This is a genomic window from Micromonospora sp. L32, from assembly GCF_052068055.1.
In the GTDB taxonomy this organism is placed as follows: domain Bacteria; phylum Actinomycetota; class Actinomycetes; order Mycobacteriales; family Micromonosporaceae; genus Micromonospora; species Micromonospora purpureochromogenes.
The window spans coordinates 115114-128131 of the sequence record NZ_JBQHDD010000002.1 but is presented as its reverse complement, the minus strand read 5'-3'; the positions used below and the strand labels follow the sequence as shown (position 1 = coordinate 128131).

Below are 13018 nucleotides of genomic sequence, written 5' to 3'. Positions count from 1 at the left end.
TGGGATCGACGGCAGATTCGGCGGAGGGTGCACCGGTGACGAACACGATCGTCCACATCGGCGGCTACACGGCGGCGAGCGGCGGGCGGGGGGACGGCATCGTCGCCGCCCGTCGGGATCCCGGATCGGGGGAACTCACTCCGCTCGGCACCGTCGCGGTGACCGATTCGCCCTCCTTCCTCGTCCGGCATCCCGCCCTGCCCGTTCTCTACGCGGTGAACGAGCTGCCGGCGGGGCAGGTCAGCGCCTTCCGGGTGGGCGGCGACGGCGAGCTGACCCCGCTGGGCGTCCGGCCGACCGGCGGGGCCGACCCCTGCCACCTGGCGGTCGCGCCCGACGGGCGGCACCTCTTCGTGGCCAACTACGGCGGCGGGAGCGTGGCGGTCTTCCCGCTGGACGCCGGCGGGGCGCCCGCCGAGCGCAGCGACCTGGTGGTGCACCAGGGGCACGGCCTCGACCCGGAGCGCCAGGAGCAGGCGCACTGCCACATGGTCTCCCCGGACCCGGGGGCCGGGCCGCTGCTCGCCGTCGACCTGGGCACCGACTCGATCTACCGGTACGACCTGGACGCCGACCCGGGCCGGCTGGTGTCCCGCGAGCCCCGGATCCGTACCGCGGCCGGCACCGGGCCCCGCCACCTCGCCCGGCACCCCGACGGGCGGCGCTGCTGGGTGGCCGGCGAGCTGGACGCGACGGTCACCGCGTACGAGTCGACCCCGGACGGGGCGTTGCGCCAGCGGGGACGGGTGGACGCCAGCGGGCGGACCGGGCACGTCCAGCCCTCCGAGATCGCGGTGGGGCCGGACGGGCGTTTCCTCTACGTCGGCAACCGGGGAGTGGGCACGGTCGCGGTCTTCGCGCTGGACGCGGAGCTGCCCCGGCTGGTCGCCGAGGTCGACACCGGGGGCGAGTGGCCCCGGCACTTCGTGCTGACCGGGCCTCACCTCTACGTGGCGGACGAGCGGGCCGACATGGTCCGGGTGTTCCGGGTCGACCCCGGCTCGGGCGCGCCCGAGCCGCTCGGCGAACCCGTGCCGGTGCCGAGCCCGACCTGTGTCCTGCCCTGAGCGGCGCCGTCCGGTGTGGATCGTGGCGACGGCACGAGACTGACTGATTACTCACTGTGCCAAAAGAGCGATCAACTGTTTCTCCTGCGTAACTTTCAGCCGAACGGTTATGGCACTATCCGAACGAGTTACGCAAGATGGTCAGCGTGTCTGGCCGCCATCGCATGCGTTCAAGTATCCGTGGAGCAGGAGCCGCTGCGGCGGCGACTGCGCTCGTCGTCGTGGTCGGGGGTACCTGGTTCGGTTACCAGCAGCTGGCCGGACCCTCCTGCTCCGGCGAGATCCAGCTGTCGGTGGCCGCCGCTCCCGAACTCGCCCCGGCGGTGCAGAAGGCCTCGGCGCAGTGGGTCGAGGACGGCGCTGCCGTGAGCGGCACCTGCATCGCGGTGAACGTGAGTGCCTCCGAGCCGGTGGACGTGGCGGCCGCGGTCGCCAGCAAGCACGGCGCCACCCTCGCGGGTGTCGGCCAGGCCAGCGGCACGGTGAGCACGCCCGACGTCTGGATCCCGGACTCCTCCACCTGGCTGCTGCGGCTGAAGAACAACGGCGCCACCGCCTTCGCCCCGGGCAACGGCGCCTCCGTCGCCCGCAGCCCGGTGGTGGTGGCGATGCCGGAGCCGGTGGCCTCCCGCTTCGGCTGGCCGGACAAGAAGCTCAGCTGGACCGACCTGCTCAACGCGGTCAGCACCGGCAAGGGCCTGCGCGCCGGGATCGTCGAGCCGACCCAGGACGCCGCCGGCCTCTCCGGCTTGCTCTCCCTCACCGCCGCGGCGAGCGCCTCCGGCGGCGACACCGCGAAGGCGACCACCGGGGCGCTGCGGGCGCTGGCCACCGGCCGTTCCGCGCTGCGGCAGGACCTGCTCGCCCGCTTCCCGCGCTCCAACGACCCGACGTCCATCGCCAGCGGGCTCGCCGCCGCCGCGCTGTCCGAGGAAGACGTCATGGCGTACAACAGCACCAAGCCGCCGATCCCGCTGGCCGCGCTCTACCTGGAGCCGGCGCCGATGCCGCTGGACTACCCGTTCGCGGTGCTGCCGGGCATCGAGCCGGCCAAGCAGTCGGCCGCCAGGGTGCTCTACGAGTTGCTCACCACGCAGGGTTTCAAGAACCGGTTGGCCGCCCAGTCGCTGCGGGCGCCGGACGGCAACTGGGGTGACGGTTTCAAGGCGCCGCAGGGGGCGCCCAGCCCGGCCGGTGGTCCGGCGACCGCCCCGCCGGCGGGTGTCGGCGCGGTGGGTGGCCTGGACCCCTTCGCGATAGACCGTGCAGTCTCCGGCTGGTCCATCGCCACCCAGTCCGGTCGGATGCTCGCCGTCATCGACGTCTCCGGCTCGATGAAGGCGAAGGTGCCCTCCGCGGGCAACGCCACCCGGGAGCAGGTCACCGTGGCGGCGGCGAGCCGTGGCCTGAACCTGTTCGACGACTCCTGGTCGATCGGCCTCTGGACCTTCTCCACCGAGCTGGTGGGCTCGCGGGACTGGCGCGAGCTCGTGCCGATCAACCCGCTCTCCACCAACCGCAGCCGGCTGGAGCAGGGCCTCGCCGGGATCCGCCCGTCCAGCGGCAACACCGGTCTGTACGACACCGTGCTGGAGGCGTACAAGACGGTCCAGAAGGACTGGGAACCGGGCCGGGTGAACTCGATCGTGCTCTTCACCGACGGCAAGAACGACGACAAGAACGGCATCTCGCAGGCCTCGCTGATCAGCCAGCTCAAGCAGCTCAACGATCCGGAGCGCCCGGTGCAGGTGGTCGTCATCGGCATCGGCAACGAGGTCTCCAAGGCCGAGCTCCAGTCGATCACCAACGTCACCGGCGGCGGCACCTTCGTCACCGAGGACCCGAGCAAGATCGGTGACATCTTCCTGAAGGCGATCGCGCTGCGCCCGAACGCGCCGCGCTGAGTCTTCGGACAGTGCGGAGAACCGCCGCGCCGGACTTTTCCGGTGCGGCGGTTCGCATTTCCGGTGTCCGGGCCGGAAGGCAAAGTGACGGCAATACGTCCGAATCAATCGGCGAGCATCATTGTCAGGCAGGATGTCCGGTACGCTCCGGCGTCGAGGTCCCGCCCGGGGCGGTCGTCGGCCGGAGCCGGTGCGCGCGATGTGGGGAGGCTGGGTGACGTCTGCGACGCTCTCCACGCCGGCACGGATCCCGCCTGCCCCGGCCGGCCCGCCCACCGGCCCGGTCGCCCGGGCCGACCAGCGGGCGTACGTGCGGATGCTGGTGGTGCTCGACACTGCCGTGCTCTCCCTCGCCGTCCTGGTCGGGTACGCCGCCCGCTTCGGTGACCGGGTGCCGGTCGGCTCCGAGATCCCGTACGTGCTGGTGGCCCCCGGCCTGGTGCTCGCCTGGCTGCTCTCGCTGCGGATGCTGCGCTGCTACGACGACCGGGTGGTCGGCTACGGCGCCGACGAGTACCGGCGGGTGAGCGCGGCCAGCCTGCGGCTCGCCGGTGGCATCGCCATCGTCGGCTACATCGCCGAGGCCGACGTGTCCCGGGGATTCCTGGGCATCTCGTTCGCCGTCGGCACCGTGGCGCTGGAGGTGAACCGGTTCGCCGCGCGCAAGCGGCTGCACCGGGCCCGGTATCGGGGCGCCGGCTGGTCCCGCCGGGTGCTGGTGGTCGGCGACACCGCCCACGTGCTGGAACTCGTGCACACCCTGCGCCGCGAGCCGTACGCCGGCTATCAGGTGGTCGGTGCCTGCATCCCGGACGCGCTGCTCGCGCCGGTGCCGCAACGGCTCAGTGACGTGCCGGTGGTCGGCTCGCTGCGCGGCATCCCCGAGGCGGCCGGCGCGATCGGCGCGGACACGGTCGCCGTCACCGCCTCCGGCGAGCTGACCGCGGCCCGGCTGCGCCGGCTGGGCTGGCAGTTGGAGGGGACCGGCATCGACCTGGTCGTCGCGCCGGCGCTCACCGACGTGGCCGGCCCCCGCATCCACACCCGGCCGGTCGCCGGGCTGCCGCTGATCCACGTCGAGGCGCCCGAGTTCCGGGGCGCCCGCAAGCTGGTCAAGGAGTTCGTCGACCGGGCCGCCGCCGCGCTGGCCCTGCTGCTCCTGCTGCCCCTGGGAGCGGCGGTCGCGCTGGCCATCCGGCTGGACAGCCGGGGCCCGGTGCTGTTCCGGCAGACCCGGGTCGGGCGGGGCGGCCGGGAGTTCGGCGTGCTGAAGTTCCGCACCATGGTGGTCAACGCCGACGCCCTCCTCGACGAGCTGGTCGTGCGCAACGAGACCGACGGGCTGATGTTCAAGATGCGCGACGACCCGCGGGTGACCCGGGTCGGGCGGCTGCTGCGCAAGTGGTCCCTCGACGAGCTGCCGCAGCTGGTCAACGTGCTGCTGGGGCAGATGAGCCTGGTCGGCCCCCGGCCGCCGCTGCCCTCCGAGGTGGCCCGCTACGACGGCGACGTGGCCCGGCGGCTGCTGGTCAAGCCCGGGATGACCGGGCTCTGGCAGGTCAGCGGCCGCTCCGACCTGAGCTGGGAGGACGGCATCCGCCTCGACCTGTACTACGTCGAGAACTGGTCGCTCGCCGCCGACCTCACCATCCTCTGGAAGACCTTCGGCGCGGTGCTGCGCGGGCGCGGGGCGTACTGACCCTCAGGGCTGCGGGCCGGTCCAGTCCAGGCAGACCACCACCGCGTCGTCGATCAGGTCGCCGGCGACGAACGCCCGCAGGTCGCCCAGGAGCGACCGGACGGCGTCCAGCGGCTCCATCGGCCCGGTACGGCGCAGGAACCGGTCCAGCGCGGTCTCCCCGTACCGGATGTTCTGGCTGGTCGCGTCGATCACGCCGTCGCTGAGCACGAAGAGCCGGTCGCCGCGGCGCAGCTCGAAACACTGCTCCTGGTAGTCGGTGCCCTCGAACATGCCGAGCGGGAACTGCTTCTCGAGCACGTGCTCGCTGATCTCCCCGTCGCGCAGTCGCACCAGGCGGGGCGACCCGGCGTCCACCACCGTCAGCTTCCCGGAGGCGAGGTCCAGCTCCATCAGCAGCGCGGAGAGGTGCTGCTCGCCCCGGTGCAGGGCGTAGATCGCCTGGTCCGCCAGGGCGGCCTGGTCGGCCAGCCCGAGCCCGCCTCGACGGGCGTTGCGCAGCGCGTAGGTGGCCAGCGAGGTGAGCAGCGCGGCGGCCACCCCCTCACCCGACCCGTTGATCGTGGCGAGCCAGACCCGGTTCCCGTCGTCGGACCAGTCGAAGCTGTCGCCGCGCACCGCGTACGCCGGCTCCAGCTGACCGGCCAGGCTGAACGACGGGCGGATCCGGCTGCGGCCGGGCAGCAGCTCCCACTGCATCTCGGCGGCGAGGGTGAGCCGACGGGCCCGGCGGGACGCCCGGTAGATGTCGGTGCCGGCGGAGACGGCGGCGAGTTCGTGCCCGAGGGCGGTGGCGATGGCGGCGAGTTCCTCGACCTGGGCGGGCTCGTCGGCGACCGGGGCCAGGCGCAGCACCCCGCGCCGTTCGCCGCGCATGCCGACCGGGAACCAGCCGACGTCGCCGGCCACGATCGGCTCCTGGTGGTCGAAGCAGCGCCAGGCCGGGTGGCCGGGCTCGGTGATCGGATCCCCGTCACCCAGCGGCAGCAGCACCGAGAGGCGGTAGTCGACCTGGAAGAGTTCGCTCTCCGTGATGCTGAACGTCCGTTCCAGCTCGGCGGTGAGCCGGTCGAGCAGGAGGTCGGCCGGTGCCTCGACCAGCACCCGCCGGGCGTGACCGTCCGGTCCGCTCATCGTCACTCCTCCTGACAGGGGCCGACCACCCGGTACTCCGGGTAGTCTCGGGCCCACCATGGCCGACCAACATGGTCCCGCGGGACCGGAACTGAGTATGGCCGCCGAGCTCGACGGCGCGGCGGGTGCCCTGCTGTCCCTGTGGGAGGCGGCGCGGGAAAGCACCACCAGCCGCCTTTCCGCCGCTCAGCTGCGCGCGGTGATGGTGGTGGAGCGGCACGACGGGATCAACCTGCGCCGGCTCGCGACCCTGCTCGACATGCTGCTCTCCTCGGCCAGCCGGCTCTGCGACCGGCTGGTGGCGGCCGGCATGCTGGAGCGGGAGCCGGGCCGCGTCGACCGGCGGGAGATCTCCCTGCACCTGACCCCGGAGGCCCGGGGACTCCTCGCCGAGCTGCGCCGGGACCGGCGGCGGCGGCTGGCCGACGTGCTGGCCGGGATGAGCGACGAGGACCGCCAGGCCCTGCTGCGGGGAGTCCGGGAGTTCGACCGGGTCGCCCGCGACCTGGAGGAGTTGGCGCCGCCGGTGGTGCCGTGGCAGGGCAGCGGCGTCCCGCCCCACGACGACGCGATCGGCGACCCGTCGGCGGCCCGCTCCGCCTGATCCTGACCCGCTGGGAGACGTCACCGCCGGTCGTGGGTCAGCTCCGGGCCGGTCACGCCGAGGGCGCGGCGCAGACGGCGAGCATGGCGATGTCGTCGTGGCTCTGCCCGTCCAGCCAGTCCGCCACCACTTGCAGCAGGCGGTCGACCACCGCGCTCGGCGGCAGTCCCGCCGCCGAGGCGAGCGCCTCGCGCAGCCGTCGCTCGCCGAACATCTCCATCGCCGTCGGGCCGCCGCGCGGGCAGCGGCGCGTCGGAGGACGGTCGGCGCGGTGCGGGAGAAGCCGGCTCCCCGCTGCCGGCCGGTCCGGCGGGTGCACCACGACGGATGGTCGTCACCGCTGGTCGCCGGTCGCCTCGGCCTGTCGACCTGTGCGCATGCTGGTAGCGGACTCCTCGGACGGGAACGTTGCCTCAGGGCAAGGGTAGCGAGGCGGACCGACGGGCACCCATCCAGCAAGGTCGGCTCAGGGCCGGCTGGCCAGCCAACCGGACGGCCGGGTGATGATCCGGCGGACCACCGACCCGGCCCCACCGACCGCGGCCGACGCCGGGCCGAGCGCCGCCGCGCGGACCGTGACCGGTGACCAGGCGGCGGTGAGCACCCGGTCGGTCAGCTCGGCGAGGACCGGGGGGCGCAGCCAGGGCGCCAGGGTGGCGTATCCGCCCCCGAGGACCACGGTGTCCAGGTCCAGCAGGTTGACCACGCCGGCCACCGCCACCCCGAGGGCGGTGCCGGCCGCGCGCAGCGCGTCGAGGGTGGCCGGGTCGCCCGCCTCGGCGAGGTCGGCCAGCCGGCGCGCCGCCGTGTCCGCCGGCAGGTCCGCCCCGGAGAGGCCGGCCGCGCCGAGGACGGCCTCCTGGCCGGCGTACGTCTCCAGGCAGCCCCGCGCGCCGCAGCGGCACCGTGGCCCGGCCGGGTCGACCGGTACGTGGCCCAGCTCGCCGCTCCAGCCCCGGGCGCCCCGGAACAGCGCGCCGTCGAGCACGATCCCGGCGCCGATGCCGATCTCGCCCGAGACGTGCAGGAAGCTGGCCGTCGCCGGGCCGGCGTGCAGCTCGCCGAGGGCGGCCAGGTTGGCCTCGTTGTCGACCACCAGCGCCGGCACCCCGTCGACCGGCCCGGCCAGCGGCGGATGCCCGGCGAGCAGGGCGGGGACGTCGACGTCGCGCCAGCCGAGGTTGGGCGCGAGCCGGACCAGGCCGTGGCCGTCGACCAGCCCCGGCACGGCCAGCGTGGCCCCGGCCAGGGTCAGCCCCTCCCGGTCGGCGGCGGCCCGGGCCCGCCCGGCCAGCTCGACCAGCCGGGCGAGCGCGTCGGCGGGGGCGACCGGGCGCAGGTCGGCCCGGCGTACCTCGTGGTGCCGGACGGTGCCGGCGAGGTCGACGACGCAGGCGGCCAGGTAGTCGACGTTGACCTCCAGCCCCAGCCCGGCCGGGCCGTCGGTGGCGAGCCGCAGCCCCCGCGCCGGGCGGCCCGCTCCGCCGCGCGGCGCGGGGTCGGCCTCGGTGACCAGGCGGCCGGTGATCAGGTCGTCCACCACGGCCGAGACGGTGGCCCGGGTGAGACCGGTCTGGCCGGCGATGCCGGCCCGCGACGGCGGTTGGTCGGCGGCGGCGATCCGCCCGAGCACGACGGCGAGGTTGAGCTCGCGCAGGCTGCCCTGCCGGACCGCGCCCGCGGTGCTGGTGCTGGTCACCCCTTGACAGTGCCACAGCACGGTCATTTAATCCATCCATTGAACAAATTGCGGCGACACCACCGGAGGTCTGCCATGGCACCCCGTCCCACCCCCGCCGACAAGTTCTCCTTCGGGCTCTGGACGGTGGGCTGGCCGGCCCGCGACCCGTTCGGCGACGCCACCCGCGCTGAGCTGGACCCGGTGGAGGCGGTGCACCGCCTCGCCGAGCTGGGCGCGTACGGGATCACCTTCCACGACGACGACCTGGTCCCCTTCGGCGCGGACGCCGCCGCCCGCGAGGCCCACCTGGCCCGGTTCCGCAAGGCGCTCGACGAGACCGGCCTGGTCGTCCCGATGGTCACCACCAACCTCTTCACCCACCCCGTCTTCAAGGACGGCGGATTCACCAGCAACGACCGGGACGTGCGCCGGTACGCCCTGCGCAAGGTGCTGCGCAACGTCGACCTCGCCGCCGAGCTGGGTGCCCGCACCTTCGTGATGTGGGGCGGCCGGGAGGGTGCCGAGTACGACCTGGCCAAGGACGTCCGGGCCGCGCTGGACCGCTACCGCGAGGCGGTCGACCTGCTCTGCCAGTACGTCGTGGACTCCGGCTACGACCTGCGCTTCGCCCTCGAGCCCAAGCCCAACGAGCCGCGCGGCGACATCCTGCTGCCCACCATCGGGCACGCGCTGGCGTTCATCTCCACCCTGGCCCACCCGGATCTGGTCGGCCTCAACCCGGAGGTCGGGCACGAGCAGATGGCCGGGCTGAACTTCGCGCACGGCATCGCGCAGGCGCTCTGGCAGGGCAAACTGTTCCACATCGACCTCAACGGCCAGCGGAGCATCAAGTACGACCAGGACCTGGTCTTCGGTCACGGTGACCTGCTCAACGCCTTCGCCCTGGTGGACCTGCTGGAGCAGGGCGGCCCGGACGGCGGCCCCGCGTACGACGGGCCCCGGCACTTCGACTACAAGCCCTCCCGCACCGAGGACTTCGCCGGCGTGTGGGCCTCGGCGGAGGCGAACATGCGCACGTACCTGCTGCTCAAGGAGCGGGCCGCGGCGTTCCGCGCCGACCCGGAGGTGGCCGAGGCGCTGGCCGCCAGCAAGGTCGCCGAGCTGTCCACCCCGACGCTGAGCCCGGGGGAGGGGTACGCCGAGCTGCTCGCCGACCGGTCCGCTTACGAGGACGTGGACGTGGACGCGGTCGCGGCGCGGGGCTTCGGCTTCGTCCGGCTCAACCAGCTCGCCGTCGAGCACCTGCTCGGCGCGCGCTGAGGCGGGCCGCCGTGCCGCTCGTCGCCGGGGTCGACTCGTCCACCCAGTCCTGCAAGGTCGTGATCCGGGACGCGGCCACCGGGGCCCTGGTCCGGCAGGGCCGGGCGCCGCACCCGGACGGCACCGAGGTCGACCCGCGGGCCTGGTGGGACGCGCTGCGCACGGCGGTGGACGCCGCCGGCGGGCTGGCCGACGTCGCGGCGGTCTCGGTCGCCGGCCAGCAGCACGGCATGGTCTGCCTGGACGAGGCGGGCGGGGTGGTCCGGCCCGCCCTGCTCTGGAATGACACCCGCTCCGCCGACGCGGCCCGGGATCTGGTCGACGAGGCCGGCGGCGAGGTGGCGGGCCGCCGCTTCTGGGCCGAGGCGGTGGGCAGCGTGCCGGTGGCCAGCTTCACCGGCACCAAGCTGCGCTGGCTGGCCCGGCACGAGCCGGAGCACGCGGTCCGGGTCGCGGCCGTCTGCCTGCCCCACGACTGGCTCACCTGGCGGCTGGCCGGCGCGCCCGGCCTGGCCGCGCTGCGCACCGACCGGGGCGACGCCAGCGGCACCGGCTACTGGTCGCCCCGCACCGGCGAGTACCGCCTCGATCTGCTGGAACAGGCCTTCGGCCGGGTGGTGGCGGTGCCGACGGTGCTCGGCCCGGCCGAGGCCGCCGGCGTCCTGGACCCGGCCACGCTGGGCGGCCGGGCGCCGGGGCCTGGCGCGGTCGGGGGCTCCGGGGTCGGCCCGTCGGGTGCCGCGCCCGGCGGGATCGTGCTCGGCCCGGGCACCGGGGACAACGCGGCCGCCGCCCTCGGCGTCGGCGCCGGCCCCGGCGACGTGGTCGTCTCGATCGGCACCTCCGGCACCGTGTTCAGCGTGGCCGACGTGCCGGCCGCCGACCCGGGCGGCGCCGTCGCCGGGTTCGCCGACGCCACCGGCCGGTACCTGCCGCTGGTCTGCACCCTCAACGCCGCCCGGGTGCTGGACGCCGCCGCCGCGCTGCTCCGGGTCGGCCTCGACGAGCTGAGCGAGCTGGCGCTGTCCGCCCCACCCGGCGCGGACGGGCTGGTCATGGTCCCCTACCTGGAAGGGGAGCGGACGCCCGACCGGCCGCTGTCCACCGGCGCGCTGCACGGGCTCACCCTGCGTACCGCCACCCCGGCGCACCTGGCCCGGGCCGCCGTCGAGGGGATGCTCTGCGCGCTCGCCGACGGGCTGGACGCGCTCACCGCCCAGGGCGCCGACGCGCGGCGGGTGATCCTGGTCGGTGGCGGGGCCCGCTCGGCGGCGGTGCGCCGGATCGCCCCGCAGGTCTTCGGCCGGCCGGTGGTGGTGCCACCGCCCGGCGAGTACGTCGCTGACGGGGCCGCTCGCCAGGCCGCCTGGGTCGCCCTGGGCGGCGCGGCGCCACCGGAGTGGGCCGACGCCGACACCCGGGAGTACGACGCCGAGCCCGTCCCCGCCGTCCGCGAGCGGTACGCCCAGGCCCGCGACCGGACCGTCGACCGGACGCCGGGCTGAGCGGGTGGGGCCGACCCCGGTGACGCGACCGTGACCTCGCCCTGATTGGCTGCCGCACATGACCTTGACCAGGGGTGGGGCGGCGCGGTCCTGGGGCGGCGGCACGGTGCACCGGTTCTACAGTGTCGTGGTCTTCGTGGTGCTCGCCTCGCTGGACAACGTGGCGATCGGCCTGGTCCCGCCCCTGTACGGGCCGATCTCCGGTGCGCTGGGCGTGTCGCAGCGGCTGCTCGGGCTGGTCACCGCGGTCAGCTTTCTGGTCAGCGCGGTGGCGGCGGTGGCCTGGGCGTACGTGGGGGACCGGACGAACCGCAAGCCGCTGCTCATGGTCGGCACCCTGATCTGGGCGGCCGGCACCGGCGGCAGCGCGCTCGCCCAGGACTACCCGACCTTCCTGGCCGCGCAACTGGTGGCCGCGGTCGGGCTCGGCGCGGTCGGCTCGGTCGGGTTCTCCGTCGTCACCGACCTGATCTCGCCCCGCCGCCGGGGGCTGGTGATGAGCTTCTGGGGGCTGTCGCAGGGAGTGGGGACGCTGGCCGGCACGCTCACCGGCGGCCTGCTGGGGGCCACCGACTGGCGGCGTCCGTTCCTGGCGCTCACCGTGGTCGGGCTGGCCGCCACCCTGGCCTACCTCTTCACGTACGACATCCGGCGCGGGCAGAGCGAGCCCGAGCTGGCCGCTGCGCTGAACGCCGGGGCCGAGTACGACTACCGGATCACCCGCGCCGACCTGCCCCGGATCCTGCACCGGCGGACCAACCGGTGGCTGATCCTGCAGGGCCTGACCGCGCAGGCGGCGTTCGGTTCGCTGGTCTGGCTGCCGGTGCTCTTCGCGCAACGGGCCGAGGCCCAGGGCTACTCGTCGGCGACCGCGGTGGTGGTGGGCAGCGTCTTCGCCACGCTGTTCCAACTCGGCGGGGTGTTCTCCATCGTCGGCGGACTGGCCGGCGACGCGCTGCAACGGCGTACCGCGAGGGGACGGGCCCTGGTCGCGGCGGTGGGCATCCTCGCGGCCGTGCCGTTCTACCTGGTCCTCTTCTTCGTGCCGATCCGCATCGTGGTGCCCGACGGGGCGGGCGGCGGGGCGGTGGTGCGGGCGGTGCTGGCCAGCGTGCTGACCGAGCCGACGGTCGGGCTGAGCCTGCTCGCCGCCGTGGTCGCGCTGGCGCTGACCTCGGCCAACTCGCCGAACTGGTTCGCCCTGATCGCCGACGTCAACCCGCCCGAGCACCGGGGCACCGTCTACAGCCTGGGCAACCTGGTCAACGGGGTGGGCCGGGCGGCCGGCAACGGCCTGGTCGGGGTGGCCTTCCACACCCTGCGGGCGGCCTTCCCGCCGCCGCTGAACTACGCCGTCGGCCTGGCCGTCTTCCAACTCTTCTTCATCCCCACCGGCCTGATGTACTGGCGGGCCTCCCGTTCCTCACCGGAGGACATCGAGGCGGTGCACGACCTGCTGCACGCCCGCGCCGACCGCCTCTGACCGATCGCCGTCGGGCCTCACCGGCCGCGCCGGGCCGGGCCATGCCACGCCTCCGGGCCGAGGTGGACGCCGATCATCAGCACGGTGGCCCCGGGCCGGGTCGGCTTAGCGGCGCTGGCGCTGGGGCTGAGCCGGCGGATCCACCGGGCCGGGTGCCCCCAGGACGCTATGGACCTGATGTCGTAAACGATTCAGGCCGGCCTGATGTCGGAACGATGCAGACCGCCGTCCACTCGGGACGGCGCGACACGTCCGGCAGCGTGCCCCGGGACACGACCCGCCGTGGAACCCGCCCTACATCCCGTGCGCCGCCATCGCGACGCGCACACCTGTCCCCGTCAACGACGGGGTAGCGCAAGGGCTCTTGGCCTGCCGACCATGGCGGGACGCGGGGTCCGTGCCGGTGCGCTGCGGGGGTGGGGAAGCAGGGCTGAGTCGTTTACGACATCAGATCCATAGCGAACCAACCGGGTGCTGGGGTGGACGGGTGAAGAGTGCCGGACACGGCAGTGACCGAGGCGCCGCGCCATGCCCGAGCCGCCGAGCGGCCGTGCCCTGACGTACCCGAGATCGGTGTGCCGGGCGACGAGGCCCAACCCCGCCGACGCCGACAGGTGACGGCCGCCAGTCCTGCCCGAGCCGGCCCGCCGGCCCCGCGGA

The 13018-nt window shown here is 74.5% G+C and carries 10 protein-coding genes; 7 read left to right on the top strand and 3 right to left on the bottom strand.

Annotated elements, in window-relative coordinates; genetic code table 11:
• Window positions 1-35: 35 nt before the first annotated feature.
• The 3 genes from ACTMTB_RS05215 (at window position 36) to ACTMTB_RS05205 (ending at window position 4670) form a co-directional block, all read left to right on the top strand.
• Complete coding sequence (locus tag ACTMTB_RS05215; protein ID WP_441142849.1) at window positions 36-1067, top strand: lactonase family protein; 1032 nt, start codon at window positions 36-38, stop codon at window positions 1065-1067.
• Window positions 1068-1231: 164 nt separating this feature from the next.
• Complete coding sequence (locus tag ACTMTB_RS05210) at window positions 1232-2971, top strand: substrate-binding domain-containing protein (protein ID WP_441142847.1); 1740 nt, start codon at window positions 1232-1234, stop codon at window positions 2969-2971.
• Window positions 2972-3185: 214 nt separating this feature from the next.
• Window positions 3186-4670 (top strand): sugar transferase, encoded by a 1485-nt coding sequence (locus ACTMTB_RS05205; protein ID WP_441142845.1) that lies wholly within the window; start codon window positions 3186-3188, stop codon window positions 4668-4670.
• 3 nt (window positions 4671-4673) lie between these two features.
• Here the strand turns inward: ACTMTB_RS05205 and ACTMTB_RS05200 are convergent, their stop codons facing one another.
• Window positions 4674-5804, bottom strand: coding sequence for a PP2C family protein-serine/threonine phosphatase (locus ACTMTB_RS05200; RefSeq protein ID WP_441142844.1), 1131 nt, complete (start codon window positions 5802-5804; stop codon window positions 4674-4676).
• Between the two features lie 97 nt (window positions 5805-5901).
• On the opposite strand from ACTMTB_RS05200, the gene ACTMTB_RS05195 reads away from it, so the two are divergent.
• The gene (locus ACTMTB_RS05195; protein ID WP_441142842.1) at window positions 5902-6408 is read left to right on the top strand and encodes a MarR family winged helix-turn-helix transcriptional regulator; all 507 of its coding nucleotides are present in this window, start codon (window positions 5902-5904) and stop codon (window positions 6406-6408) included.
• 52 nt (window positions 6409-6460) lie between these two features.
• Here ACTMTB_RS05195 and ACTMTB_RS05190 read toward each other — a convergent pair whose 3' ends face one another.
• Complete coding sequence (locus ACTMTB_RS05190; RefSeq protein ID WP_441142840.1) at window positions 6461-6622, bottom strand: SpoIIE family protein phosphatase; 162 nt, start codon at window positions 6620-6622, stop codon at window positions 6461-6463.
• 252 nt (window positions 6623-6874) lie between these two features.
• A complete protein-coding gene (locus tag ACTMTB_RS05185; protein WP_441142838.1) occupies window positions 6875-8134 on the bottom strand; it encodes an ROK family protein in 1260 nt (419 codons plus the stop codon).
• 48 nt (window positions 8135-8182) lie between these two features.
• Between ACTMTB_RS05185 and xylA the strand changes: the two genes are divergently transcribed.
• Genes xylA through ACTMTB_RS05170 form a run of 3 tightly spaced genes read left to right on the top strand, consistent with a single transcriptional unit; the run spans window position 8183 to window position 12358 of the window.
• Window positions 8183-9370 (top strand): xylose isomerase, encoded by a 1188-nt coding sequence (gene xylA / locus ACTMTB_RS05180; protein ID WP_441142836.1) that lies wholly within the window; start codon window positions 8183-8185, stop codon window positions 9368-9370.
• 11 nt (window positions 9371-9381) lie between these two features.
• Entirely contained in the window at window positions 9382-10875 is a 1494-nt protein-coding gene (gene xylB, locus ACTMTB_RS05175) for a xylulokinase (protein ID WP_441142835.1), read from the top strand.
• Between the two features lie 58 nt (window positions 10876-10933).
• On the top strand, window positions 10934-12358 hold the full coding sequence (locus tag ACTMTB_RS05170; RefSeq protein ID WP_441142833.1) for an MFS transporter: 1425 nt from the start codon (window positions 10934-10936) through the stop codon (window positions 12356-12358).
• Window positions 12359-13018 lie beyond the last annotated feature (660 nt).